Origin of the sequence: Bythopirellula goksoeyrii, from assembly GCF_008065115.1 — a bacterium.
Lineage (GTDB): Bacteria > Planctomycetota > Planctomycetia > Pirellulales > Lacipirellulaceae > Bythopirellula > Bythopirellula goksoeyrii.
Window position 1 is genome coordinate 4024031 of the sequence record NZ_CP042913.1, and the last position, 26289, is coordinate 4050319.

Annotated in this window: 20 protein-coding genes; 7 read left to right on the plus strand and 13 right to left on the minus strand. The window is 50.5% G+C overall.

Translation table 11 applies throughout. The annotated features are described in order from the left end of the window. The first annotated feature begins 155 nt into the window (after positions 1 to 155). Both Pr1d_RS15965 and Pr1d_RS15970 read left to right on the plus strand, forming a co-directional pair. Complete coding sequence (locus Pr1d_RS15965) at positions 156 to 1295, plus strand: glycosyltransferase family 4 protein (protein WP_148074459.1); 1140 nt, start codon at positions 156 to 158, stop codon at positions 1293 to 1295. A gap of 3 nt (positions 1296 to 1298) precedes the next feature. Next, on the plus strand, positions 1299 to 1889 hold the full coding sequence (locus Pr1d_RS15970) for an acyltransferase (protein WP_148074460.1): 591 nt from the start codon (positions 1299 to 1301) through the stop codon (positions 1887 to 1889). A 46-nt stretch (positions 1890 to 1935) separates the two neighbouring features. Here Pr1d_RS15970 and Pr1d_RS26725 read toward each other — a convergent pair whose 3' ends face one another. The 10 genes from Pr1d_RS26725 to Pr1d_RS26730 all read right to left on the minus strand — a co-directional run bounded on the left by Pr1d_RS26725 (position 1936) and on the right by Pr1d_RS26730 (position 18644). After that, positions 1936 to 2655, minus strand: a complete 720-nt coding sequence (locus tag Pr1d_RS26725) for an acyltransferase (RefSeq protein WP_210417737.1) — start codon at positions 2653 to 2655, stop codon at positions 1936 to 1938. Positions 2656 to 2704: 49 nt separating this feature from the next. Then, positions 2705 to 3949 (minus strand): glycosyltransferase, encoded by a 1245-nt coding sequence (locus tag Pr1d_RS15980; protein WP_148074462.1) that lies wholly within the window; start codon positions 3947 to 3949, stop codon positions 2705 to 2707. A 208-nt stretch (positions 3950 to 4157) separates the two neighbouring features. Beyond that, a complete protein-coding gene (locus Pr1d_RS15985) occupies positions 4158 to 5432 on the minus strand; it encodes an O-antigen ligase family protein (protein ID WP_148074463.1) in 1275 nt (424 codons plus the stop codon). 1219 nt (positions 5433 to 6651) lie between these two features. After that, on the minus strand, positions 6652 to 7575 hold the full coding sequence (locus tag Pr1d_RS15990) for a sugar transferase (RefSeq protein WP_148074464.1): 924 nt from the start codon (positions 7573 to 7575) through the stop codon (positions 6652 to 6654). A 108-nt stretch (positions 7576 to 7683) separates the two neighbouring features. Continuing rightward, a complete protein-coding gene (locus Pr1d_RS15995) occupies positions 7684 to 8370 on the minus strand; it encodes an exosortase-associated EpsI family protein (RefSeq protein WP_148074465.1) in 687 nt (228 codons plus the stop codon). Further along, entirely contained in the window at positions 8367 to 12848 is a 4482-nt protein-coding gene (locus tag Pr1d_RS16000; RefSeq protein WP_148074466.1) for a tetratricopeptide repeat protein, read from the minus strand. Before Pr1d_RS16000 ends, Pr1d_RS15995 begins: the two co-directional genes overlap by 4 nt. Before the next feature lie 75 nt (positions 12849 to 12923). Next, positions 12924 to 15194, minus strand: coding sequence for a polysaccharide biosynthesis tyrosine autokinase (locus Pr1d_RS16005; protein WP_148074467.1), 2271 nt, complete (start codon positions 15192 to 15194; stop codon positions 12924 to 12926). 73 nt (positions 15195 to 15267) lie between these two features. Further along, the gene (locus Pr1d_RS16010; protein ID WP_148074468.1) at positions 15268 to 16263 is read right to left on the minus strand and encodes an exosortase/archaeosortase family protein; all 996 of its coding nucleotides are present in this window, start codon (positions 16261 to 16263) and stop codon (positions 15268 to 15270) included. Positions 16264 to 16730: 467 nt separating this feature from the next. Continuing rightward, entirely contained in the window at positions 16731 to 17417 is a 687-nt protein-coding gene (locus Pr1d_RS16015) for a transcription termination/antitermination NusG family protein (RefSeq protein ID WP_168205273.1), read from the minus strand. 1038 nt (positions 17418 to 18455) lie between these two features. Next, positions 18456 to 18644: a helix-turn-helix domain-containing protein gene (locus Pr1d_RS26730; protein ID WP_148074470.1), complete on the minus strand. Its 189-nt coding sequence runs from the start codon at positions 18642 to 18644 to the stop codon at positions 18456 to 18458. Between the two features lie 426 nt (positions 18645 to 19070). Between Pr1d_RS26730 and Pr1d_RS16025 the strand changes: the two genes are divergently transcribed. From Pr1d_RS16025 to Pr1d_RS16035, 3 genes are all read left to right on the plus strand, one after another. Then, positions 19071 to 19403, plus strand: a complete 333-nt coding sequence (locus tag Pr1d_RS16025) for a hypothetical protein (RefSeq protein ID WP_148074471.1) — start codon at positions 19071 to 19073, stop codon at positions 19401 to 19403. A 240-nt stretch (positions 19404 to 19643) separates the two neighbouring features. Beyond that, positions 19644 to 20873 carry a prolipoprotein diacylglyceryl transferase gene (locus Pr1d_RS16030; protein WP_148074472.1) on the plus strand — a complete coding sequence of 410 codons (1230 nt, stop codon included), beginning with the start codon at positions 19644 to 19646 and terminating at the stop codon, positions 20871 to 20873. Between the two features lie 105 nt (positions 20874 to 20978). Continuing rightward, the gene (locus Pr1d_RS16035) at positions 20979 to 21386 is read left to right on the plus strand and encodes a hypothetical protein (protein WP_148074473.1); all 408 of its coding nucleotides are present in this window, start codon (positions 20979 to 20981) and stop codon (positions 21384 to 21386) included. A gap of 706 nt (positions 21387 to 22092) precedes the next feature. Here the strand turns inward: Pr1d_RS16035 and Pr1d_RS16040 are convergent. After that, on the minus strand, positions 22093 to 22356 hold the full coding sequence (locus Pr1d_RS16040; protein ID WP_148074474.1) for a response regulator transcription factor: 264 nt from the start codon (positions 22354 to 22356) through the stop codon (positions 22093 to 22095). 847 nt (positions 22357 to 23203) lie between these two features. On the opposite strand from Pr1d_RS16040, the gene Pr1d_RS16045 reads away from it, so the two are divergent. Both Pr1d_RS16045 and Pr1d_RS16050 read left to right on the plus strand, forming a co-directional pair. Next, entirely contained in the window at positions 23204 to 23842 is a 639-nt protein-coding gene (locus Pr1d_RS16045) for a lamin tail domain-containing protein (RefSeq protein WP_168205274.1), read from the plus strand. Between the two features lie 399 nt (positions 23843 to 24241). Beyond that, a complete protein-coding gene (locus Pr1d_RS16050) occupies positions 24242 to 24997 on the plus strand; it encodes a hypothetical protein (protein WP_148074476.1) in 756 nt (251 codons plus the stop codon). Between the two features lie 212 nt (positions 24998 to 25209). On the opposite strand, the gene Pr1d_RS16055 is transcribed toward Pr1d_RS16050, so the two are convergent. After that, complete coding sequence (locus Pr1d_RS16055; RefSeq protein ID WP_148076418.1) at positions 25210 to 25533, minus strand: DUF5615 family PIN-like protein; 324 nt, start codon at positions 25531 to 25533, stop codon at positions 25210 to 25212. Positions 25534 to 25861: 328 nt separating this feature from the next. After that, a complete protein-coding gene (locus tag Pr1d_RS16060) occupies positions 25862 to 26281 on the minus strand; it encodes a hypothetical protein (RefSeq protein WP_148074477.1) in 420 nt (139 codons plus the stop codon). Positions 26282 to 26289 lie beyond the last annotated feature (8 nt).

Genomic DNA, 26289 nt, shown 5'->3' on the forward strand with positions numbered 1-26289 from the left:
TGTGTTGATTTGAATATCGCCATATAGGTTAGAACTGCTATTGAGCCCAACTCTTTGCTTGATTCTAAAACATTAGAAGTACATGAGATTTCTGATTACTCATGTCGTAATTGTATTTGAATCACTGTAGTTCATACAACAAGGTTATTATCAAAATGTCCACAGATTCGTCTGAAAGTTCCTGCCCAGAAGAAGTATATCGTTCAAAGGCGACAATTTGTGTGGCACTATATTCATTTGATGTTGGTGGTTCTGAACGCCTTGGTTTGGATTTGGTAAAGTACTATGCCGAACATGGTGCCAATGTCGTATGTTGTGCTACGCGAAGAGGGTTGGGGCCACTAGTATCGATAGTAAAAAGTCTTCGGATCCCTTATTTAGCCCTAGATCTGGAGAATCGCACGCGATTTGGTCGAGCTTTATCACGCTTTCTCCTTATGCGATGGTTGGTCAATCATCGGGTGACATGCATACATGCGCAACACTTCAGCGTTTATGCAGACGTACATGCTCCTGCAGTAGCTGCTGGAATCAAAAATCGAATTGTTACTGAACATACTGCCGAACCACTCTTGAATGATCGAAAATATGCCAAATTAACTGCTCGGTTTGCACACAAGGCTACGTCAGTTGTCGCTATCAACCAAGTCGTAAAGGATGCGTTGTGTCATGTGAGTGGAATTCCAGCTAGTGATGTCTTGCTTATCGAAAATGGCATTGACACAAGACGATTTACTCCAGGTGACATTCGTTCATCCGGCCAAATTCGGATTGTCTGGATGGGTCGGTTGCATCCCGATAAAGATATTTTGACTGCACTGAGTGCTTTTCAAGAAGCGACAATTGCTACAAATCTTGAATTGCGGTTGTTCATTGTTGGCGATGGACAGGAACGGAAGAAAGCTGAAAAGTTTGTAGATATAAATAATCTCGGAACAAAAGTCGTTTTTGAGGGCGAGCTAAACGATCCATTACCAATCCTTCAACAAGCCGACTTTTTTCTTATGAGTTCTCGCACAGAAGGTACGCCGCTTGTAATCTTAGAAGCATTAAGCTGCGGTTTACCGGTTGTCGCTACCGCAGTGGGAGGCATTCCCAATACAATAACCGAGGAAGTAGGCCTATTGGCGCCGGCAGAAAATCCAAGTGCTTTGGCTAGGTGCATATTAATCCTTGCAAAAGATCGTGAGTTAAGACTGAAAATGGGTAAGAAAGCAAGAGAAATCGCGGAATTTACTTTCTCTGTCGAACGAATGGCCAAAACATACACCAAGCTCTACGCTAATCTGGAGTAATGAATGAGAGAAGCGATTAAGTCAATTATCTACGTCATCTGTAAAGCTCTTGTTAGCCCGCTGGCCATTCCAGTCAGGCTATTGGAAAGATGGGACCGACAGGAAAATCTATTTCAGTTTGCTAGCCAGTTTATGAGCATATTTCCTGGCATCCCAGGAGAATATCTCCGTCGAGCGTTTTATATATGGGTTCTTGATTGCCTCACACCTGGACCTACAATTGGTTTTGGCACAATTTTCGCGCAAAGGAATACTGCTATCGGCAAAAACGTTTACATAGGTCCCTTTTGCAATATTGGATCCTCAGCGATTGGCGACGATGTTCTCATCGGTAGCAATGTCAGCATAGCGAGCCCAAGAATTCATGGAATCGACAGTCTAGACGTGCCTATTCGATTGCAAGATGGCAAAGTAGAGAAGATATCTATCGGAAATGGATCATGGATTGGGAATGGTGCAATCATTCTTAGTGACGTCGGCGCTGAATGCGTTATAGGCGCGGGAACCGTAGTCGCGAAGGCATGTGAGCAGAACGGTATCTATGTCGGAAATACTGCTCGCCTGGTTCGTTTTCGCTCCAATTCTAAACAATGAAGAATGTCAATGTGTTAAATATGACTCAATCTGGATCAGTCAACTTTCAGTCGTCATGACAGCTAGTCTTTTCGCTAGCGCCCATCTTTTTGACAATCCGAGCTGGATTGCCAGCGACAATAGAATCGGGTGGCACGTCTTTCGTGACTACAGAACTTGCGGCAACTATTGAACGGTTGCCTATACTTGTACCCTTCAGTATGACCGCACGCGCACCGATCCAAACATCATCACCAATAGATACGGTTTTTATTGACGATTTGAGAATCGGCATTCCGTTTCGTCGGGACAGATAGTCGAGAGGGTGACCGTCATAATCTCGAATTATTACTCCACCTGCGATTAAACAATTGCGCCCTATATGAACTGACTGCGCAACGTAAATTGAACAATCGTGGCCCAAAAAAGTAGAGTTCCCGATCTCTAGAACAGGGCGTTCAAAAACGCTATTGCAAAATCCGATGTTGGATTTTCCGGATAAGTGCACATCAGAGCCAATGATAATTCGTCCTAATCCTTGTAGAAATACAAGCTGCTCCATTCGAAAGTTTGGTCCAACGGCCACGCATTGGCTACTGAAAAGTGGCTGGAACCATACCACTCGAAGTATGTTGAGAACTAAAAACCGGATGCCAACGTGAATAAGATAAAGAACACTAAAGATCGGCTTGTTCAATGGTACAACGGGAACATGTAATCGCACTATGGATTTCGCAAATTGCTTCACCATACTCCAGAAACGACCTTCTCCTCTGCGGATCTTCATGAGGATATCGAACACCAATGCACCTCCAGACTGAGCTTTTCGTTCAGTATCACCTGATTGTATTCTTGTGAAGCATAACGGATTTTAAGGCGTGTGACAATTTTTGGGCATTGGATTCACGGGTCAGGCTATTTAGAAAAGAATTATCTTTCGCAGGTCGCATAGCGGTCGTTTCTTCGGCAAGGTTTTTGATCACTTCACTTAGGTGTTCGATGTCAAGAAAATCAGACACGACTCGATGTGCTACTCCACTCTTCTGTAAGACCAATGCGGAGTCACTATTTTTTTCTGAAAGTGCCAGGATAGGCCTACACGATCCTAAATATTCGTATAGCTTAGCCGGAACACCTATTCGACGCCCAGGAGAGTCAAGAAGCACAAGCATATCGGATAGCCGAGCCTCCTTTGCAGCCTCCAAGTAAGACACCGAATCAGCGAATTCAACCCATCGCAGCAATCCGAGTCGTTCAAGATCTATTCTCAATGAATCGTCAAAACACTTTCCGAGTAGGCGAAGAACGGGAGTTTTACCATGAATGCCACCTTTCATTGTAAGCTGGCGTAGTGCTTCTACAATTGGCTGAGGATTGCGACCAGCATAGATCATCCCAGTATGCAGAAGCGTGAAACGTTCATGATGCTTTCGTTCGGGTGCGATCGGCTCCATTCCCATTGGATCGTAGCCATTGGGTACCGCGACTATCCGGTCAGCAACGCCCGGAAACAACTCCTTAAACATTCTTGCAGTATTTTCTGTGTTCGCAACGATCATACTTGCGCGCTGGAAAACGGATCGCTCCCAAAAATGTTCTAGGAGAAAGTGATTGTTGAAATACGGAGTTTCATTGCCCCAAGAACACCATGGATCCCTGAAATCCGCGACCCAAGGAAGACTGTATTGTCTCTGTAGTGATCGACCTATTAAATGCACATTGTGCGGCGGGCCGGAAGTGAGGACCACATCTGTTCTATCTTTTTCGATTGCAATCCGACACTCCTTCAATGCAGGGCGATTCCATACATCGGTACATCCCTTTATACGGAACCGCTGCAATACCTGGTGCCACAAAAGTCGCGCTCGTTCCAGTGGAAAGTCGACGTAGCGGACAGACGTTTGTGGGGGAATCTGATTTATAAGCTCTGGGTCGTTAGCTTCCCAAGGACGTGAGCCGCTGGAAACAACTGTTACATCCCAACCGAATTTTGGTAGGTGCTTTGCAAAACCAAGTATGCGAAAAGATCCGCTGGCAGCAGATGGAGGAAAGAAAGGAGTGACAATTAGCAATTTAGCCATAATATACTGCCCAAGAGCAACTTTGATAACTAACCCCTGAGATTTGTGAGGGCGGCTTACCTTCAAAATTAGTAAGAGGTCTTATAAGAGTAAGGTTTATCGTTCTCCTGTGTCTCCTACCGCACTTGGGCGATAAGACTCACAAAACATTCGGATTAGTTAGAATAGGCTTAAACCCGTTCTGAAAATATTGTTGGGACAATTGAAACTACCATCGAACAAAGACTAAGCAAATTACATACATCATAACAATAAAAACGCAAGTCGTTTTTCCCAACGAAGCGATCAAGCTAGCTCTATATGGAGTTTGTGCTTCTCCGTCGAATAATCCAAACACAGATGCTGCTATAGTACTCAGGCCTAGGATTAAGTAAGTATGACATGCATAGACTTGGTTCAAAGTGGAGATTGACGTGATATATGCGATAATCAAGGCGGGTATTATGAATATAGCAGAGGGCACTTGTGTATCTGCTAGCTCGTCATTTGTATATTTTCTTCTTGTTAGGTAAGACAATTTTACAGACGAGAAGAAGGCCACTACGAATAATGCACCTCCCAAACACCCTAGCTCTGCATAAGCTTGAATAAATGAGTTATGACAGGCTTTTCCTATTTGGTTCTCATATTCTCCTGGCCCAACACCCACGATCGGATTATTGAAAAAAAGTGACAGGCCGATTGACCAGAATTGAAGGCGGCTCTGACCCGTCCCAGTTTTGATGGCGGATAAATCGACCATTCTATCGGTCGCAATCACCGCCGCTCCTAAAGGGACAAGTAGGACACCCCATTTCAGCCCCTTATTACCCCAACGTATCCATAAGTAAGATCCTATGCCAATCAATAGAGCAATAAAGCCTGCTCGCGAATTTGCGAGCTGCATCCCGTGACACGCAATAGCCATAGTGACAATCCAAAGAACCCGCATCACGATGGATTGAGCGTCAATAGCATTGGCAAGGAATATTATTATGGCCAACACAAGCAATGCCGAAGTATCGTTGGCATCAAAATTCTTTCCTCCCAATGCTTCCGCCCTGAACTCTTGGCCTCCTCCTTCAGGCCTCACGGTTCCGAAGAGTGACGTATGGTAATCAAGAACCATTAGGAGACCGACAAAAAAAATAGAGATTGCTATTCCATTTAAGAATGTAGACACTTTCGGTGGCGAGTCGACTAGAGATACAGCAAGAAGGTAGAGCACACAAGCCTTCAGAAAATCGATCGTGATTTCAAAGGAACTTGTTGGATTTGCCAAACTGGAAACTAGAACCATTCCGAAGAGAAATAAAACACAGATAGTGACGGGAGTCTTCTCGGCGGAAACTGACCGCAAGTAATTTGTGCATTTACCCCAAGAAGAGGCTAGGCATGCAATGATCGCAATCTGGAAAAGTGGCAACCCAGTAAGAATAGGGTGCCAATCTCCTGGGCGATTAAAGAGGAGTGCTATCGCAATAAGGAGAGCAAAAAAACCCATCAAAGTTCCATTAACCGTACGCGATGAGTTGACAACAACGAGCTTGTCGCCATTCTTAATCTTCTCTCCACACTTAGATGATTTCCTGGATATCCTTAGGGGCCAAGAACTAAGACTGTTTCAGACATTCTTAACAACTTTAGCCTTCACAACATCGTCTGAGGGCTTAGCTTGACAAGGCGGCTAAGGCCGATCTTGATACACTTTAACTCAGTATGCTGCAAAACGAATAATTTGGAAAGAGACTCTGCTGCGGAGACTAAAAGAATCGCTTGGAAATCTCCCTGCACCACCGCTATCTGTTCTCGCACACATTTCGCCGCTGTTACAATTTTGTTGCTCGTTGGCCAAGAAAACGCCTAGGCTTTCACTACGAAGTTCATCGACTATCGATAAAACGTGAAAACATGATTTTGGGCAAAACTACTGTAGGCCGACCGGCATTTCCATTCTTCAAATCACACTAGACTTCCTGGCCTTAAGTTGCTCTAGGCCTCATGGGCAACCTTTGAGACGCAGAGTAAGTTCAAACGAGAACTACTTGCAGAACAGTAAAACTCTCAGTGGCATACGTACTTACATATATACTCCAAGGGATTGGAGCTCTATCACTTTCTGAGCTCATTCTTTCTTGAGCTGCGCACATTAGGAGTTTAACCAACATATACAGTTCACCTTGGCCTGTTTGATAATGGCTTAATAGTCTGGCATATTTTCCAAGAATCTACCGCTAAGTGTTAATAATTAATTTTGAATCGTGCGAGAAGGACATAACGTGTAAGGGAGCACAGGCATCCTTGCGGCGTCAAGCGATTGATCCAACTTGCTGAATAACTGAGATGCGACGTGCTGTAGTTTTGCTTTTCTTAACGATGGCCTTCGCCAAGTTGGTCAAAATGTCGAACGGGGTTCGATTAGATAGTGTCGAAGCAAGAATTACACACAGCAGCCAAATAGTGCAAATGGAGATGGGAGTCCGAGCTACTCACATTGAACTAGGGTGACTCACACACTGACTTGTGGAAAGTGTCAAACATGCCAATATCGCAATTTGAAAGAGTGGTAATCCTGCCAGTGAAGGAATCCAGTCTCCTGGTCGATTTAAGACAAGAGCTGTGGCTACAAGGAGGAGTGCAATATGCATACATTAACCCCACGCGATTCAATCTCAGCGAGGCCTAGCAAGGGTGATCAAAGTAGAAGCCCGACAACTAGCCGCTTAACGAGGGTAGCGAGGCAATGAGATTGGGCTATCATTCCTCTCAGGACGAGATCTTTTCAGTAGCTTTTCCGAATTCAAATCAGCACCCAAATTATCTTCATCTGCAGTTGCAAAAGCGTACGACAGAACCTTACGACCGTGAACATTGGAGGAAGTCTCCTCTTCGCAACCATTTCCCAAGATCCACTTCGAGGCTTGGCCAAGCTCGACTGAGCGATTTAGGTGAAAAAACTTAGCAGCATGACCATGCCGGATGCCGGCCATCCTCAGAAAAGTGCATAACAAAATTCGCAAGTCAAGCCACATATTGGCCGTCGTGATATATTCACGATCTAATTTCACCTTCGGGATTACACACTCGGCGGAGACGTCCGCGGACAAATTGATCTGAGCCAGGCCGGTCACTCCCGGCAGTACCTTGGTCCTCTCAGCAAACCCTGGCACCTTCTCCAGAAGTTGGTGCTTCTCAATAATTTCCGGCCTTTCGGGACGGGGGCCGATGAGGCACATTTCCCCACGAGCCACGTTGATCAGCTGTGGCAATTCGTCCAGATGCAGAAACCGCAAGACTTTTCCAACGGGTGTGATTCGAGAGTCACGTGGCTGACACAACACGGGACCGGCCAAGTGTTCGGCGTTGCGATACATGGACCGAATCTTCAAGATCTCAAAGGGTTGATCATCTTTGCCCAAGCGTGTTTGTCGCAGTAACGCTGGTCCTGCCGAAGTGAGTTTCACCAGCAGCATACACAGCAAGATCAGAGGCGAAAACAGCACCAACAAGCACGCGCCCAACAGACGCATCCAGAGTACCTTCTTCGTAAAATAAGCGGGCACCGTGAGCTCCTGGCATGCCCAGGTCTCGGCAGGTTTTTTTTCTGTTTGTCTCTTAGAATGAGTAGCTTCCATTACGGATGACATGGGACTTCTCTCCAATTGCTTTTCTTTAAAATCCTAGTTGACGATTCAATGAATAGATAAATTCAATAGTTAAACAACGCTTTGTCATCTCTGTCCCGAGAGATGTGTTCAATTGGGTGCAAACTTCCAATCCGATTTCGATAGTTCAGTAAGGAACTCGCGACCAGCATCCGAGTCTCCTGGATCTAATTGGGGCGGCAGGGCCGTGGCGAGTTGGAGTTTATAAAGCTGCGGCGATGCCGCAAACTCGTAGCGCGGAGATTCGGAAGCTTCCCAACGATCACCCAGTCCCCAGGCATAATAAATGCGCAATCCTTCGGCTAGGACGTTCTTGGTCGTGAAGTCGAGACTCCAAAATTCGTCCCTCTGGCCTGCACGCTCCTCAAGTTCCACGCTCCGCCGTGTTCCTTGCTGGTCATAGGCACGGCTTGAAAAACAGATCTCCGGCGTATGGACCGCAGTGGGCCCTGGAGGGCCGACAATCACGGCCAGATTCACCACGTGGCCAGTCTCTTGATGGACGTAGCGGCGATTGACATACCCTGCGCACTCCAACATTGCAACAGAGGACTCTTCCATGGGCATTTCTTCTGCCAACTGCCAGTTCCCGAATTGCTTGGGCATTTTCTCTAGTTGCTGAGCTGCTGCCAAGAGATCAGGGGGTGGTCCCCAGCGCTGGGAGTAATTTCCGTAGAGCACCCCACCGATGAGTGTTACCCCCAAAGCTACTGCCAGGGCCAGCCACCGTTGGGCTTGGCCAGAGAAACCTGGTGATTCGTTTGGAATCTTTGTCATAGTTGTGCCCCTGTGGAAACCGGTTCTGAGACAAGCGACGTATTGAGCTCCTCGAGAATCATGCGATCATCTTCGGTCAGCAGGAATTTCTCGATTCCAAACGCCTGCGCTTCGCTGAGCATGCGTTGGGCATCTTCCTCTCGCCCGGCCAGATGATAAGCGGCTGCCAAGTGTAAATAATATCGAGCGTCAGCCACTCCCCCCGCCGTGGCCTCTTCCAAGCTGGCGATTGCCTCATCAGCCTGGCCAACTTTCAGATAAATCGTCCCCTGGGTGTCCAGCAAAGAAGCCTGCCGCCCGGCCAAATCGATGGCACGTTGAATCACCTCCAACGCCTCTGACCGCCGGTTGGGCTTTTCCGCTAAGAGAGTCGCTAGATTGTTCAGGGCCAGACTGTTTTCTGGTGCCAGCTGGACAATGCGGGTGAAGGCCGCAATCGCCTCATCATATTCGCCGTTACTCGCCAGCCTGACGGCATCTGCCTGCAGGAGCTCGATGTTATCTTGATGATCCCCAAGGGCCAGGCGGAGGGCCTCGTCAGCTTGGGGAAGTTCTGCTGCAGTGGTTTCGTCCATCGAAGTCATGATATTGGCGAGGGTGGCGGCGACCTCGGACGACATGTTACCTGCTGACAAATCGATACAGACCTGCGCGGCTTCCGCTCGTTTGTCCTGCTGGAGAAGGGATTGAACGACTAACACATACGCCTTGGGATTGACCTCCATCAAGCGGCGATACCAGGTCTCGGCCTCGGCATGGTCGCCCAGCAGGGTGTAAAGCCGGCCGATAGTCAAGTATTGCTGGGGGGAGCTCGAGGCAGCCTCGTCGCGAGTTTGTTGTGCCACAAACCGGTCCACGACAGCCTTCGCTTCAGCCGTGTCTCCCTGAGCTTTCATGACCTGAGCCGTCAGGGCCACGATGAGCGTTTCGAGCCCGACATCCCCTTCCAGTTGTAAGCGACGCAAGTCGATCAGACGCGCCTCGGCGTCTGCGAGAAACTTCGCCTGGAGGCTCTCAGGGGCCACGCTGCCGGTCGATTCTGATGCTTGGGTTGCCTTGTCTGCTGCGGCTGTCGGTTGAGACTTGTTCACCTGCCGCAACAGAAATTCGATGTAGTTGGAAAGTCGCTCGGCTGAAGGTGGACTGCCCTCCAGCACAGCACGAAACTGTTCTTGCGCTAACAAGAGCAGTGACTCCTCTTCGCTCAGTGACGCTTCTTGTTCCAGGATCTGAGCCACTAAGAGGCGACTTAAATCCGCTTCTTCGCCGGTTGTCGCCGCAATTTGTTTTTCCAAAATCTTCCGCGCTGCCTGGCAGTTGGCGATTCGTTCCGACCGCGTGCGTCCCCGTTGGGCAAGGAGCATGGCCCGTAACCGGTCATTGGTTTTCGTATTACTGGTAGCAGTCCCTTCGATCGCTTTGAGCAGCTCGTTTGCGCGAGCCCAGTCGGCTGACTCTCCCGAAGATGCCAGGAGGACCGCAAACTCGCGACGAGCTTCATCGCTTGTTGGATCAAGCTTGAGGACCTGTTCATATTCGCCCTGTGCAGTTCGCGGGCTGCTTCGTGCCAGCAGTCTCGCGTAGCGCAGACGAATCTCAGCATTGGTGGGATCTGTTTCCAAAGCAAGCAGATACTGTCGGGTGGCGGCCTGCGGATCGCCGATTGCTTCCCATCCTTGTGCAGCAAGGTAATGGCGTTCTTGGAGCTGGTTGGACTTGTCGCTAGCCAGCTTCTCCAGGATCTGACGGGCCTCCTCTACCTGGTTATTCTGGGCGAGGATTGAAACCATTCCCATCCAGACTCGGTAGTCATCCGGCAGGTCTTGGATCGCCTCCCGCAGAACGGACTCTGCTTCACTCGGTTGTCCGTACCTTAACAGCAAGTTCGCTAAGTAGAGTCTGCGCGATGCATCCTCAGGGAATAGCTTGACACTTTGCCGGGCAAGATCGAGGGCCTCATCACTACGATTCTGCTTGACCGCCAGTTCCATGTTCATGGCATTCACAAAAGAGGCCGCCGACTGGTCTGCTGAGAGCATGGCCAGGAAATTCTCTGCCTCCTGAATCCGATTGAGCTGATACAGATTGGTCACCAGCTGCTGTAAGGTAAAGGCGCGCGTGTCACCGAGGTCGACTGCCAAGCGGTAATCTTCGGCCGCCTGGAGCGTATCGCCTGTGAGTTCCGCATAGCGAGCGGCTAAGGCCACCACCGGATACCACTTGGGTCGGGTAGCTCGCAGCGAAGCGATTGTCTGCTTGAGTTCTTGGCGATCTTTCGGAGAGAGCGCTTCGTAATTCTGCAATAGGCGACGGATCTTCAGATACTGCGCGTCAGTGCCCTGATTGGTGAGGCGGGCCAATTGCTCTTCCCAGACTTGCGCGGTTTCCACCTCCTCAGCAGCCAGCGAGATCTCTGCTCCGAGGGCCAGGAGTGTGGTATCTTCGGGATACTCTTCGATCAGTTCTTTCGCATTCTGCCAGGCCTTTTTCAGATCGCCATCTGCCACCATGATCTCTAATCTGCGGCGCAGAAGCGGCAGTCGGTCGATCGGCGAGAGTTTTTGGGCTGAACTCTCCAGCAAAGCTTCGGCCTCTGAGAACTTTTTCTCCGACGCGAGCAGGAATGCTTCGAGCAAGACGGGTTCCGTTGATGTCTCCGCCAGCTCGCCGTACCTGGCTAAGGCATTTTGTTGATCTTGTTCAGCACCGAGTTGGTGATAGCGGACGGCCGCATTTCGCCAAAAGAGTTCGTTCTCCGCAAACTTGTCTTCAGCCTCACGCAGGAGCGCTACGATCGTCCGCGAGTCCGCTCCGCTGGCCTGGAGATAATCAATTTCCGCGAACAACAATTCCCAACGCTCCGCTACTAGAGATTTGGCCTTGTCCAAAGCTTCCTGGAACTCAGTCCAATTGCGCTGGGTCGGCGGGCGCTGTAGCTGTAACAGCAGCAGGGCCTGCGCTCGCTGTACGAGCAGATTGTCACTCGGACTTGCCAGGCGGAGGAAGCGGTCGATGTGGTCTAAGGCCACCTGAGCATTCCCAGCGCTCAAAGCACTCTGGGAGGCAGCCTCCACAACCCCGACTTGGTCTGGCAGGACCCGCAAGAGAGAGTCCCAATATTGGGCCGCTTGATCCCGCTGCCCCAAGCGACTGTGATGCGCCGCCAAGAGCTGCGCCGCTTCGATCCATTCTGCGGAAGTTTGCCCGGCGGATTCTTCGGTCAGGTAAATGGTCTTAAGCTCGGCAAGGGCCTTGGCTGGCTCCTCTTGGGCGAGGTCCAAACGGGCCGACAAGAGCCGCAGGCGATTCTCCAATTGATTGCGTCTCTCCGACGATAAGCGGGCCAAAAAAGTCGAACTCTCTCTCCTGAGTTGCTTCAGCGTGGCTGCCGCTTGTTCCAGCTGGTTGGTCTGCAGCTGGAGCATGCCCAGTGCCAATCCGAGTTCGAAACTGTTGGGGGTGGCCTTCATGCCGCCACGTAATAAGTTCACTGCAGCGTCCGTTTTTTCTTGCTGCTGGAGCAGACTTGCCAGTGCCAGGTAGCCCCGCGAATCCTCGGGGGCGAGCTCAATCACGTGGCGCAGCTGGGCGTCGGCCTCTTCGAGTTGCTCGGGGGAGTTCTCTCCAGCGAGTCTTCTCAGAGCAGAAGCCAGAAGACCTTCGACATGCTCTGGATCGAGTTGAAGCGTGGCCTGGAGATCTTCCTCCGCTCCCGGCAGGGAATAGCGCTGCCGGTACTGATACCGGGCCATGCGGGCTTCGACATCGTCGGATTTGGCTGCGACGAGCTGGTCCATGAGTTTGTCGGCCCGAGTGGCCGGGTCACCCTCTGCCGGTGGGAGCTCTGCCGAATGCGTCCGGAGGCTGCTAGCGGTTACTGCGATGAGCTCCACGTCCTCAGGAGATTCGTCGGCTGCGGCAAGCAATTTTTGCAGCGATTCGGGAATGGAGAGGCTGCGATCTACGTCTGCTCGCACGATCTGGGAGATCGCCATGACTTTGCGAGCGCTGCGAGCTGTTTCCGGAGTCCCGTCGAGAAGCTGTTGAGCTTCCTTGTTGGCTTCTTCCAGGGCTCCAACCTTCAACAGATTCTCAGCGAGCATTTGTCTTAGATCGTCGCGCTCGGGAGCACGTCCCAACACGCGATAAAGTAAGCTGTTGAGCCTGAACAGGCGGTTCGGATCGGGCTCCCCTTGGGCATAAGCCTGCACCAGTCGGACCAACACCTCGGTATTATCAGGCTCGACTAGCAGGTAGCGCTGGTAATAGGAGGTCGCCTCATTCCAATCGCCTTCTGCTTCCAATTGCTCGGCACGGGTCAACAGAGCATTGGCCGTCTGGCCGAGACGATACTGATACCAGAAATACCCTGCGACCGCGAGTAAGACGACAACGATCACACTCACCAGTAAGAGGCGCAGATTGACCGTGTAAACACGGTTCTCGGTTCTGGATGGTGTCGAAACTACTTGAGCCATAATTCAGGTCACCGGGTGGAACCTTCCGAAAAAACGAGTTTGATTATTTTTGTTAGGCAGTGCACTGGAATGTTCTTATTCGTGTTGCCCATACGACCCGTAGTGGTACACGTAACGATTCACTGAAACTCCGCTCAGGACGACACCGGCGAGGTTGGCACCAGTCGTCTGCAATCGCTCCACAGCACATCGAACTTGCTTGGCCCGACTGATATCCGCCAGGGAACTAAACAACACCAGATCCGCGGCCTTGGCGTAGATCAAGGAGTCACTTGCCGAGAGTACGGGCGGGGTATCAATGAGGATCGTATCGAAACTACCACGTAGCTTATCCAGCAGTTTCTCGATCTTGGCTTGGTCGATAAGATGGTGGGGATTGCCTTTGAGTACTCCTGCGGGAAGTACGTAGGCTTGGGTTTTGCCAACCCGATGGATGGCCTTTTCCAAGGCGACCTCGCCACCGAGTAATTCGACGATTCCCGGCTGACTGGGCACCTCCAGGAACGAGGAGACATCGGGAGAGCGTAGATCCGCGTCGATTAGCAGTGTCGGCTTCTTGCTCGCTTTGGCGATGCTCAACGTTAATGCGGCTGCGAGGCTCGACTTCCCTTCTCCGCTGGCAGCGCTGCAAATCGCAATAATCTTATCGACTCCCGGTTGTCCTACTTGTTCTGTCAGCATGAGCTGCGTGCGGAGGCTATCGATCGACTCGGTATAAACAAACATTTGTCGCTGTTGGGGGGCGGCGATCTGGGCCTGCGTAGTAGCCACACGCTGGCGTGGAAATTGTGCAACTTCACCCAAAAGAGGCAGTGAGGACTCATTCGTGAGTTGCTCAGGCGTGCTGATCCGCTTCGCCAGAAACTCGTAAGCGATGGCAAGTCCTAAGGGAGTGACCAGCGACACAAGACTGGCAAGCAATAGATATTTGTAGGGGATGGGCTCGATTGCAATATGTGGAGGAGAGGCACTTTGCATGAGCGTGACGCGTGTCGGTGCCCGTTGTTCAGTCTGCAAAGCCAGTTTTCGGGCCGCGATCAACTCGAAGACGCTCTCTTCACGTTCCAGTTCCGCCTTGGCAAATTCCAGTTCTGCGCTCTGGGCCCCCCCCGACTTGAGCTCGTTCATCTGTTCTGCGAGCTTGGCTGAGAGCATCTCTCGTTTCTTGCTCAGCAGGCCTAGCTCTTGCTGTTTGGCTCCCACGAGTGCTTCTTGTTCGGCTTTACGTTCTTCACGACGCAACGCAATCAGCTCCCTCTTGACCAGCTCCTTGAGTTCCTTTAGTTCTGCCTCGACATTTTTGGCTTGTTCTTGCAGCTGAATGTATTGAGGATCCTCTTCCCAAGTGACATCTTTCTTTAGCCGTGGCTGAGACTTGATCTCTGCCATCTGCTGATGGATGAAATCGCCACGTTCCTCCAGGCGTCGTACATCTGCACGGTTCGAGATCTCAAGTTCCAACAATCCGGAGGCAACCGCTCTGTCCTCGCCGAGCATCGGGGAATTGTTGATCGCCTGCAGTTCCGCTTTAAGGACTTCGAATTCGACATCCGTCTCGGTGAGGCTCTGATAGAGACTCCCGGCCGGCGAAAAAGCTACGGCGTCGGTGACAACACCTTGACCGAATGGATCTTTACCGGTCAGGTCTTTCGCCAATTCCACGACGCGCTTGCGGAGCTGATCCACTTTGGTGCCGCGTTCGAGTCTTTCCTTCTCCAAGACTTCAATGACCATTTGGGAGCGCTGCCGTTCTTCACGATTCTGCAGCGCAAGGTATTCTGCCACCACAACGTTCGCCACGCTGGCCGCATCCTGAGAGGAAGGGCTTACGAAGGAGACCTCGTAGAGTTCCGATTTGCCAATCTGGCGAACCGTCAGTTGTTTCTGTAGATACTTGAGGGGATCGGGCGACCGTTTGATTTCTGGGATGGAAGCAATCTCAGGGCGACCGAGCACAGGGGTAAGCACGACGGGACCGCGGAGTAATTCTATCTGCGTTTGGACGTAACGCTCGGAGTCTTTATTGAGTGCCCCTTGCTGAAAAGCAATGAAAGGGGTCTCCGCCTCAATCTTCACTAGCGCAGAGGCTTCATACTTGGGAACATAAAACATCAAGACTATCGCGCCAGCGCCTGCCGCAAGTATGAGTCCTAGGGGGACCACCCATTTCCACCAACCGGTGAAGACCCGCCAGACGAAAGCAGGGGTGATTCCTTGCTCATTCGGAGTGGAATTTTGCCGAGCGGCTGCTGGCATAGGTCGACGCAAGGCGTGGGCCACGGGAATCCGAGCGGGCAGTCCGCTACCGGTAGATTCATGCTCAGGAGGGTTGGGTGAATTGTTCATCTTTCAGTCTCAATCAGCATCAAGTTGCGACTTCCATGTTTCTAATCTTTTTTTAGAGCCTCTTGCCTAACGTCTAATTTGCCGCTGGGGGTGCATTGCCGAAAATCTTACCTGTCGGGCGAAGCTCTTCTACTTGGGGAAACAGTCGATCCAAGTAGATCAAGAACAACCACAGTAATACGGCGGCTAAAGGGATCATTACAAAGCCGGCGATGTCATGACTAAACTTCTGTCCAGCGTCGCTGGATACATGCTGGTAAAGTAACCCTGTCACGACGATCCGCGTGACATTGGCCACAATGGCCACTGGCAGTGTGGCCAACAAGACCAAGGCTTTTTGCCAATAACTCCAGCGGGAAAACAAGACAAAGGCGAAGGCCAAGGCGAAGATGCCCACAAATATCCGCATCCCCGAACAGGCTTCCTCCACAAATAAAGTATGATCGCCCAGCAAGATGACATTCCCCTCAGCAATGGCGGGCTGGCCCAACATCATGAGTACCGCGGTCCCAAGTTTGGTCGCAATCGCCTGGAGGGGGACCCGCAGCCACCGTTCTGCCGAGAAGGGAATCGGCACCATGAACCACAAAAAAACTAGGGCTGGCCAACTCCATTTCGCCACGGGGGTTCCATAAAGGAGCCACACCACGCCGGCCACGGTGAGTGGCAAGGTCCAGCCATCTAAGGGGAGTAGGTAAAACCTGCCGGCGAGCACACGCAAGCCAACAGCCGCCGCCAGGAGACCTAAGCCCCACCAACTTGCACCGACGTTTTCAGTAGGGAAGGAAGAACGACGACTCCAGAGGAACACCAGGGCAATAGGAATCACCAAATAACCATGAGAATAGTCCGGCTGGCTCTCCCATTTATGGACCATTTCAGTCAGTGTCGGCCAGTAGGCCCACACGATGGCGGCCAGTGCTAAAGCGCCACTGAGTCCATACCACAGGGGACTGCTTGGCAACGAAGGGGAAGCGCTTGAGAGTGAGCTGTCACTGGGTGCAGCTCTCCCTGAATGGCTGCTTGCCTTCGCTTTCATTGACAATTTGTCTTGTTTTTTCTTTTTCATTTGCTGCTTGGCTGAATCCTCAAGCCAGACGAACTAGGCTTCTTCGCTACCGATTTGAGAGGCAGCTAAGAATCGTCAATCGTCTGCAGGAATTCCTTGTCTCTCTAGTTAAGCATGTCAGCACATGGCGGTTATCATCAATGTGCGACATGGTAATCTTCTCCTAGTATCAAGTGGCCTCAGCGCGGACTCCGTCCCCGTCGTTTACGCCCCTTCAAAAACGATTCTCTTCAAACTTCGAAATGTCACGGCAAAAGCACTGACATGGCCCATGTCAAAAAACTCTTGCGGCTACTCTCGGTTTCAAAGGTTGAATTTGCCAAAAGCACGATTCAACCAGCATAACATCGCCTGAAAAGAGAGCGAACACCCTACCTTCCAGGATACTCAAGCACATCTGGGGTAGTATACCCAAATACATGGACATTATCCATAAATACGGTGATTACAACGCATAACCCAAATATTCATAATAAATTCACATAATGCTGTTCAATTTCTAGCGACACTCCCCCCAAGATTTCGGCAATCATCAGGAATAAACGTGTCTTTCCACCTCGCTTAATCACAGTGCCACGTTTGCCTTTTAATAGTCCCGCTATGATCTCGACTTCTTGCCCAGCGACCAGTCGCTCTTCAATTCTCAGTGGCACATCTTTTTCAATAAGGTCTGCCAAGTCCGATAGGTTGCGATCAAGAGATTCTTGATCCACGACCAGATGAGTTGCCACGATCCGATTCGTCTTCAGTGCTAGTAGCCGCTGCTCATTGGTGGCCTTAAGAAACAGGTAGCTGGGAAAAAGGGGCAGCCAGGCATAACGTGAACGCCCTCGTGTCACAGACTTGCAGTGGGTGACCGGCAAATAATGCGGCACTCCCAGTTTCCGCAATTCTTCCGCAAGTTTCTTTTCCTGACGCGGCTTGGTGTGGACTAAAAACCACTGCCCAGGCTCCGCCCTCACGACAGCCGCACAATTTCCGCTGGGACCGGCAACTTCAGAAGTTTCATCTGAAGTTGAAAGTGAGTTGAGTAAACCATCTGGGAAGAGATAAGGATTTTTCGTTTCCATCGATCCAGGGGGATGTCGCGAAACAGAAACATCCGAACTGGCAAGATGGCCAGAAGCAGCAGGCGGCGATGATTCAATTAACATCTGAACTTCACGATCAGAAATTACCCGCGTGACCATGCGGCTATGTGGGTTTCTCTGTCCTGTGAGAAACTCTAGGGTAATACAATAAGGTATCTGAAATTCAGTCTTGGGTGCCGTGGCCAAATACCACGAAGGATGCCACTACATCACAAGGAAAAGTTCCCTCCACTTGGACTAAACAGTAACTACACTTGGACGAATCGGTTGTTTAACCGCCAGTATGTTCAATAAGACGAAAGTGTCAAGTTGTCGCCCTCCTTGCAAGAAAATCTTGGCCCACGGCTAGTTAAGGTGGGAAGTTCTACAGGTTGTAGGAATCTAAACACCGAGCACAACATCAGCCTGTTCTAGTGTGTTCTACCAGCCTGCCCTGGTGGATTCCACCAGCTTGAAGTTAGCTCATTCTGATAAATCAAATAGTAGGAATTGTAACATATCTGCGGTTCGCATCGTCGTATCCTGGGTGAGATTGGGAATCTCTCCCCCATTGAAGGATGCGGAATTCCTCAGGGTGTACCGCCCAATGTACGAAAAAACGCAAACTCCTAATTGCCAGAAAGACGATTTGCAAAGCCTTCGAGGTGACGCTTGAGCCATTTTTCGGCAGATCGTGCCGGAGGTAATGTCAAAAGTCGTCCCATCCATTCGATAGATAGGTACGACAAAAACCTAGCGCTCTTGCAGCATTGTTGACCTAAATGTGGATACCCGCAATTTCAAGGACTCATGCGAACGCAAGTCAAATTGCACTACTTCCTTTGGGGGGATTCGAGATTACCGTCCAAGCGGGAAATAGCTTGGGGACTCATCACACACTCAGAGAGCCGGACTCATGCTTTGGCAGATAGGAGGCAATCGGTTTTTCCGTAGCTGGATTCGGATTCAGGGCCCTCATGCCTTCCACCCAAATTGCCAAGTACTAAAAGAAATCGCATTAGCCATGGATCAAGAAGCGGGAACAGGTCAATTCCTCCCATCCCCCTTGCGTCCACATTTCCGTTTTCTGAATGGGATAGATGATCGTCAAGCGGAGAAATCTTAGGTTTGATAACGAACCTCGTGAGCAAGACATACTCTATCGGTGCCGAGTTTTTCCATGGCAGCTGCTTGGTGATGGGTCACAGCGATACGAGATATGCCGAGAATGGCGGCAATCTCAGTGACCAAACAGCCGAGACTCGTTAGTCTTACAACCTCAAACTGTCGGGGCGATAGCTGCGAGTTCATGACTGGAGAGCCAATTAAGCCGCGTGTGGCAGTAGGGGCCCTCCGGCTGGTTAATAACCCGCGGGGCGTTTCCGAGCTGAACGGCAAGTCGATCGTGCCACACGATCTCTTTGCACCAGCTCAAATGGTGAAAGGTTCCGGCACGCGTTGTTCGGTTGACTATCCGCAACTGCCATTATTGGCCACCCGATACGTTCACTTTGGAATGGAGGGTTGAACATTGTCACCATCAAGAGTTACTCGTCTATCTAGCCGAGCGCTCCGACTGCGACTTGCATCGAGAAGTTTTCTAGGCGACCACGATGTTCACGTTCCTGGCATACGACCTAACGTCAATGACCGACATCAATTTTTTGCCGGGACCTTTTCCAACTCTGAGCACTTATTGCAATTCGATGGTTTCACTCTTTCAGGGGACCATCAATCATGCAAGGCTTTCTTGCCGCGACGGACTTGGCAGAGGCTAACGACTTGAACCTTGAGGGGATTCGACGGCGGCTAATCGGCCGGGGATGCCTATCCGATGGGTGGTTGGTGGTGAGTGACAAGGGGCGAGCGATAAATCCCGGGGCTGGGATCTGGGGACTGGGGACTGGTTTGGGTTGGGCACTCGGTGCCATTTTTTTGGCGTTGGCCAAAGAGGAGATTGGGGGGAGCTCATGCGGCTCAAATGTTTTGGGAGAGCCAGAATTTCGACTCTGGGGTGCCTTTCCTGAGCTTGCCGGGATATCGGCTGAGTCAAAAAAGGCTTTAAAATAAGGCCCACTCATCTAAAAAGGCTCTTTTTTACTTACCCCGGTAATCGGCGTTGACAGTTTTTGCAAATTCTTCGTCTAATGCGCCTCGATGCCTGCTAGCGTTGCTAGTCCTTGAACGGGGAAACAAGGAAGTCACGAAGGGGAAGTGATAGGTGTTGTGTTGGAGTCTCCTGGGACTCCGGCTGAGCCCATGTTTGGCACGGTTTTTATCACAACCATTATCATCAAAGGAAACTTCCTCATGAACCTTCAGCCTCCCCAAACCCAGTCTTCGTATTCTCGCCCCAGTTCCAATGGGGATTCCTCGGCTGCAAGCCTCGACGAGAATGACTGCGAACTAGACGAGTATGAATACCGTTCCCTGGAAGACCTCCAAGGGATATGGAATGATGGTCTGAAATATGCGCGATCTTCTTGCCCCGAGCAACTTTTGCTCTTACAACGCAAGTACGTAGAAGAACGCGAATACTACTCCGACCAATTCAAGCAGGAAGCTCAAGGCGATGAGCCTAATAGTGCTGCCGCTGAGCCACTGCCAGAACTCGACCTGGCAGTAGAAGCTGTCGCCCAATTCAGGGCTAACGAGGCTCGCGAGAAAGCCCTTTCCGACAACGAAGATCCTGTGGATCGACCCGCAAACGATCCACCACGAAATGGGTATTCCCCATCCGCAGCCAGCAACGCTGAGGTCGAAAAGTATGCGTCGGGACCTAAAGGGCAATTGTCCTGCACCGATGGCGAAGCTGAGCTTGAGCCAGACCCGCTGGGCCCGGCTGCTCCCCTAACCCCCGAGGAGTCTCTTGAAGAAGTTTTCTTATCCGAGCAAGGGTGCGGAGCACCTTCGGGATCCAACAGCGACAGCGGCTTGGAGGATGATTTACCCCAGGAGCCGGCGCCAGAGAATCCTGCAGCCACCGATCCCGAACAGGAAGACGAAAGATCCTCTGACGAAATGGTAGCTGAAAAATGGGAGAAAGTAATTCGAGAAGCAGCAGGTGTCAAAAGTACGCTGTTTTTGGAACAGGTTGACACTGAGATCGCCGAGCAGGCGGAACAAGAACGATACATGAACAAGTGTCGGGGACTCGGACTGCAAAACCAATTGAATAAACTTCCTTGGAGGCCCGCGAACGTATGTGTTAGCTTGTTACCCGCTGAACTACAACAGGCTTTGATTGATATTCAACCCCTGTATGAGGAGTTAGTCAAGCAAACTGGTCTTTCAGCCCTGGAAAGGACCTTCGGGACCACCATGGTTTATCTGGCGTGGGACGAAGCTGTCGAGCACCAGGATCTTGGTTCGCAATGCCCTCAGAGAGAATACCCCGGAAAAACTTCGAGCACCACCAAGAGTGGGCGAAGGCTTAATCAGCTCCTAAAGATCGCTCAGACTAAAATCAACACAGCGGAGTTGCTCCTGAAAATCAAAGAATTCCGTAATAAATACAAACCTTATAGTCTCTACAAATAAAACGGGACTTCGTCTCTGCACCGAGCAACCACGAAAGAGTGTTACCCAATTTCAGCCCTACCTGTCGTTGTCCTCAGTGAAGTAAGGGACCCCGGCGTGAGAAACATGGAAAAACTCAAAAACGTTGACCAAATCCCCCCAGATTCACACGAAGCGGATTCGTGGTGGTGCTCCGTGAAGAAGCTTCTATGGGAGAAACAAGGTTCTCTGGTGGCAAGCTATCGAACTACAGGCGGAGTCAAACGAGGACCGTATTACGCCTATCGCTACCGCGATAAGGGTAGACAACGATCTCATTATCTAGGCAGTTCACGCGAAGTAGTTGACCTTGTCCAGACGGAACTGACTAAAAAAAGCGCAGCCGATAACCAGCGGCGTTATTTGGATGGTCTGAAGACCCAGGCCCGTAAACAAGTGAAGGAATCCAAAAAACAAATGGAGGAAGAACTCGCCAAAATCGGACTCACCATGAAAGGTTGGGAAGTCCACGGCTGGCGGAAACTGCGGGAATAGAAAAATAGGATTCGGGAGCTGGTGGCTGCTAATTCGGAATTTCGAATTTGACCTGCCTCTTTCACCCGATCCCACCAACGAGCGGGCCCCTCGGATCACGTAGCCGAGCTTCGCACCTTTGCTCGAGAAGCACGCAGGTTGAGCATTTGCACCCAGAGTGAAAATGCCATCGGGGAGTAGATGTAGCCTTAACCGATTTTCCCCAATAAATTGAGCCCGAAATCGCTCCAAGCTCTGGATGCCACCCTTCTTAGGGAACTGCAGCTCTCCACCCCAATCGCTGCCTATTCTTTTTTGAAATTACCTGGCCCGTCCGGTTAGGGCGGCGGAGGCGAAACGGACCGCCGCTAGCTAGGGTGGATGGCTGTCACGTGCTTTGAAATGCTTAGCTCGTTTGCGGGCTTCGCGCAAGCGTTTGAAGTGGTGGCACCTGGAAGCCAATGATCGATCTTGTCTTCGCTAGGAAGTAGGGCATATCATGCCCGCATTCTGCAAACAATCAAATTATTCCCAGGCAAGCATGGAAGATTCTGAAAAGCGATGGTGTCCCGATTGCGGCTACCATCTCGAACGACTGAGAAACGAAACGCCGGATGTGAAAGAATTTTACTGCAATAAATGCCCACAACATTGGCGCGAGCAAGGGACGGGAGAAAAGAGACAATTGGTGAAGGGGGGGTACCCTTGACTCCACGCAATGCTTTGCTCAGTTCCAACCGTCGTTTTTCCGTCCGCTCTTGCGTTTTTCTGCGGCGGAAAGTTTATCCTTCAAAGACGATATCCGGTATTTGATGGCAAGTCTTGTGAGCAATGCGGCCTTGTCGGTTCCCAGACGTTGCATCGCCGCTGCTTTGTGATTGTCAGCGGTGGAAACCGCGAGGCCAAGAATGGCAGCCGTTTCCTCGGTTGAACAACCGAGACTTGTGAGCCGGACAACTTGTCGTTGTCGTTCTGTAAGATGTATTGACATTTTTTTTACCGCGTACAGATGAGCAGAAAAGCGACTCAACCCTCTAGGATGAATGCACCCAAGGGTATTCTACCCACATTGGATTTGGAATGCAAGCATCCGAAATTCGCGTTTTTGGTTGACCGTAAAAAGTGTGGCAAACTGTTTAGGACTTTGCTCAAGAGTTTGAAGTGAGGACATCCAGCCCAATATTTCAGCGAGAGAATAAAGGGGGGGGCTTTGCGGAAGAGGACACTACGACCACAAAGCCCCAAAGCCCGGGAAAATCTGCGGGCTAGCAGGACACGCCCGAGCTCCTTACCGAGAATACACCAAAATACCAAAAAATCAATAATTCGGCATAGAAAGTGGCGGTACACCGTCTCGGGGGCAAGATCAACCAAGGATGGCACCCCTACTTGATAGGGTACGTCAATTAGCATGCTCTCGGGCAAGAATAACGACTTGCCATGATGCCAAACGACCAACCGGAGACCCCAAGAGGAGAATCAGTAGCAGACCGACCAACAGGCATTGCAGGAGTTGTAAAGGGGGTTAATTGTCCGGGGGGCGGGGAGGAACTGTTTCGGGATTAGGGGGCATCCCTCGGGTGTTCGTCTTCCAATCCCCGGGGCTTCCCCAATAATAATGAGAAAGTAATTACCCCCACGAATTGGCAAGTTAGCAGAGTGACTATGAGGTAAGTCTCTAATTGCAGGTGACTTAGCGATTGCCTGGATTCCAACCGTGGTTCACTGCGGGTTCCCACAAGGGCAACTCATTTCGAAAAAAATACTTGTTTCTCGATTCGATGTAGACCACACTATGGGGAATGTTCGACGGCCCCTCAGCAAAGGCTTCTATTATTATGATTCGATACGTTCAGCTTGTTGCTTTCCTTGTTGTCCTTCTTGTACCCCTCCAATCGCGGGGCTCCATTGTTATCAACGAGATACATGCCGATCCGGCTGCGGATTTGTCCGGTGATGCCAATGGGGATGGTGTGAGATCTGCCACCCATGATGAATTTATTGAGCTGTTGAACACGGGTTTAAGCTCCGTAGACATCGGCGGATGGACATTAAGTGACGATGATACCAGCAGTGTCTTTTCCTTTCCTTTCGCTACTATGATCGCGCCGGGCGAGTTTGTGGTTTTATTCGGTGGAGGTACACCGACAGGGTTTGGTTCGATCCAGGTTTTTACGGATGACGGCTCTATAGGTACTGGCCTGTCAAACTCAGGGGATACGGTACAACTGTTTGATGATTCAAGTACCCCTGTGCTAATTGCTTCTTACACTTACGGATCGGAGGGAGGTGATGACCAATCACTCACTCGATCCCCTGATGGTACTGGAGGGTTCGTGAAACATAGTACGATTCCACCCGGCAACCTCTTCTCTCCAGGAACTGCTGCGTCCGCCATAGTTCCCGAATTAACGTCGTTTGCTGTATGGTCTGTGCTCGGACTAGTCACGTACGTCGGCGGTCGAAGACGTTTGTAGTCAAGTTACTCCAGCAACAAAAGAACAATTTGACAAGTCCCGCCAATCTGGCGGGACTTGTTTTTTGGGCGAACTCTGAACCGTCGCTCACTCTGGAAGCCTGGTGGTCGTTTGCCGAGTAAACCTCCTGTACAATCGATGCTTGTGGCTATGGTGCGGACGACTGGTTGATGAGGGAATCGATAGGTCTAGAATCCATACTCTGTTCGCTACCAAAGGGTATGGGTTCCCAGCGGTTCTAGTATCAACGCATTAAGAAGGGAGATCTTTTGCTCCAGATCTTTTGAGGGAGACACGAATTTTCGACTGCGAAATGCTTGACCATGCCTTCTTCGCTAGTTAGGATGGCCCCAGTTAAACACCTTTGATTAACTCGTACCTAATTTTACTTCAGGAGGCATGATGGCATTTCGTTCTCAGATCAGTCTAGTTTTACTGTTGGCACTTTCCGCTTCTCAAGCTTGGGCTAGTATTACTATCGACAGCTATAATTTTGACCTCGCTCAGTTCACAGGAGCTGCGGTCACTTACTCTGAAGGGCCTGGTCATAACGTCACATTCGACGGGAAGCGTTGGGACCAAGCGGCTGGCGTGGATGGGTTTACCACGGGTGAACTCGCCGCTGTTCAAGCTGGAGGTGATCCAGGTGATCAACTCTCATTCAATAGCACCAACCCCCTCGATTGGTTCCAATTGACCTACGGTGGTCCCGGGCTGATTATCGGTGGCCCTGGCAATAATACCTTCGTCATCTATGAAATTACCAGTCCTTCTGGGCCTTCGAACACACCGACAGGCATTGATCCTGAAGGAACGAATTGGACCATTAGTTTCAATGGCAACACTCCTATCGATGCGGCTTCCGGTGCTACCAAGTGGCTCAAATTTGACGACGTGCCTGCTGACGGTGGTTTCGCTGAGAATGTCAATCAGATAGCGTTTGATTTATCGTTGTTTGGTTTCAGCCCCGGAGATGTACTGAGTACGGTTCGGATTGAAAACAAGTCAACTGGTCCCTCAGGCGCAACTGATCCAGACTTTATCTTTACTGCCTTGGAGTCAACTCCTGGTGTGGTACCGGAATTGACCTCGTTTGCTGTCTGGTCAGTGCTCGGTTTGGTCACGTTTGCCGGTAGTCGACGACGGTCTTCTTAAGACTAATCGAAGAACTGAATAAGAACAATTTGACAAGGCCCGCCTTTTTGGTGGGCCTTGTTTTTTTGGCGAACTCTGAACCGTCGCTCACTCTGGAAGCCTGGCGGTCGTTTGCTGAGTAAACCTCCTGTACAATTGAGGCTTCTTGCAATGGTACGGGCGAAGCAGGGAACACTAGCCCTAATTGGCTTCGAAGCGGAAACTGGATGACTTCAGAGGTACTCGAAGTTTCCTTGCATCTCACTCGCTTCCAGGCAATCGTGCATCAGGCACAGGTGTCGTATGATTTGCCCGATACTTTTTGATTGCGGTGGGCAATAGAAAACTCCTGCATGAATCGTGCCTTTGGGATGAATTCGCAAACAATCCTGGTCATGGGTGAAGATGACACGATTCTCTTTTTCAGCCAATGCCACAAGTGATCCATCGGGAGCGGAAAGGAGTTCAGCACCCGCAGTCGTCGTTACGTCGAATCCGCCTTGACGCAGTCCCGCAGCAATTGCCGGATCCACTTGCTCATCCCGATGAAACCGCACCGTCTGCTCCGAGACTTTGAAGTTTTTGCTCAAGTGGCCCAGGACCAGTGTTTCCCTTCATCAAGGCGACAAACTCCTCGTGCTGATCTGAGTTCATCCAGAAACGCCCCACGATGGTCAAAATAGCAAGCAAAGCCTCATGCAATTGAGCCAGGGAAAACTGTGGAAAGGACGCGACAATTTAATCTGGTGATTTGCCATGGACTTCCGACTGGGCAAAGGTCCTGAACACGGATGCGCGTATCGGTGATGTAGGCACTCAGTTGTCCCTCACGGTTTTTACGATACTCGATGTGCTGGATGGGAGTGCGAATAGTTTGGATTGGTTTTATTCTTTTTCGACGTAGCCAAGTTGCCTAAGTGCCAGCCGGATTCCCAGGTCGGCAATTTCTTGTTCGTTAGCAGGTTCTCCTACTCTCAATTGCCCATGCCGCTCTTTTCGTTTCTGTCCATCGGCAGCGTCTCGTAAGCTGATACTCGTCGCATCTCTAAGGCCAATCGTATGCCTCACCCAAATGGGTTTGACACTTGCTACAAAACCAGTTGACTGCTCGATGCTTAGAGAAGCTGAAGCAACGCCTTCGTGCTGCGAGTTGCCCGCTATTGGATTTTGTAAACTGTTTGGTGAATTAATGAATTTCAAGTGGGAGTCAGAATATGGTGGCTGAGTAGAGTGAGTTGCAATAAGATTCTTGCGCAATTCTTTAGCAGCAGAGAGTGCCTCGTCCATTGACCGTTTCTGTTTCATTCTGTCCC

Bases quoted from the DNA above. Each gene is read 5' to 3' on its own strand.
- Pr1d_RS26730 (WP_148074470.1), bottom strand. From the start codon at position 18,644: ATGAACTCGCAGCTATCGCCCCGACAGTTTGAGGTTGTAAGACTAACG.
- Pr1d_RS15980 (WP_148074462.1), bottom strand. From the start codon at position 3,949: ATGGCTAAATTGCTAATTGTCACTCCTTTCTTTCCTCCATCTGCTGCC.
- Pr1d_RS15990 (WP_148074464.1), bottom strand. From the start codon at position 7,575: ATGTCATCCGTAATGGAAGCTACTCATTCTAAGAGACAAACAGAAAAA.
- Pr1d_RS16045 (WP_168205274.1), top strand. From the start codon at position 23,204: ATGATTCGATACGTTCAGCTTGTTGCTTTCCTTGTTGTCCTTCTTGTA.
- Pr1d_RS15965 (WP_148074459.1), top strand. From the start codon at position 156: ATGTCCACAGATTCGTCTGAAAGTTCCTGCCCAGAAGAAGTATATCGT.
- Pr1d_RS26725 (WP_210417737.1), bottom strand. From the start codon at position 2,655: ATGAAGATCCGCAGAGGAGAAGGTCGTTTCTGGAGTATGGTGAAGCAA.
- Pr1d_RS16060 (WP_148074477.1), bottom strand. From the start codon at position 26,281: ATGAAACAGAAACGGTCAATGGACGAGGCACTCTCTGCTGCTAAAGAA.
- Pr1d_RS16000 (WP_148074466.1), bottom strand. From the start codon at position 12,848: ATGGCTCAAGTAGTTTCGACACCATCCAGAACCGAGAACCGTGTTTAC.
- Pr1d_RS15995 (WP_148074465.1), bottom strand. From the start codon at position 8,370: ATGACAAAGATTCCAAACGAATCACCAGGTTTCTCTGGCCAAGCCCAA.
- Pr1d_RS16030 (WP_148074472.1), top strand. From the start codon at position 19,644: ATGAACCTTCAGCCTCCCCAAACCCAGTCTTCGTATTCTCGCCCCAGT.
- Pr1d_RS16010 (WP_148074468.1), bottom strand. From the start codon at position 16,263: ATGAAAAAGAAAAAACAAGACAAATTGTCAATGAAAGCGAAGGCAAGC.
- Pr1d_RS16035 (WP_148074473.1), top strand. From the start codon at position 20,979: ATGGAAAAACTCAAAAACGTTGACCAAATCCCCCCAGATTCACACGAA.
- Pr1d_RS16050 (WP_148074476.1), top strand. From the start codon at position 24,242: ATGATGGCATTTCGTTCTCAGATCAGTCTAGTTTTACTGTTGGCACTT.
- Pr1d_RS16005 (WP_148074467.1), bottom strand. From the start codon at position 15,194: ATGAACAATTCACCCAACCCTCCTGAGCATGAATCTACCGGTAGCGGA.
- Pr1d_RS16015 (WP_168205273.1), bottom strand. From the start codon at position 17,417: ATGTTAATTGAATCATCGCCGCCTGCTGCTTCTGGCCATCTTGCCAGT.
- Pr1d_RS15985 (WP_148074463.1), bottom strand. From the start codon at position 5,432: ATGGGTTTTTTTGCTCTCCTTATTGCGATAGCACTCCTCTTTAATCGC.
- Pr1d_RS15970 (WP_148074460.1), top strand. From the start codon at position 1,299: ATGAGAGAAGCGATTAAGTCAATTATCTACGTCATCTGTAAAGCTCTT.
- Pr1d_RS16025 (WP_148074471.1), top strand. From the start codon at position 19,071: ATGCAAGGCTTTCTTGCCGCGACGGACTTGGCAGAGGCTAACGACTTG.
- Pr1d_RS16040 (WP_148074474.1), bottom strand. From the start codon at position 22,356: ATGTCAATACATCTTACAGAACGACAACGACAAGTTGTCCGGCTCACA.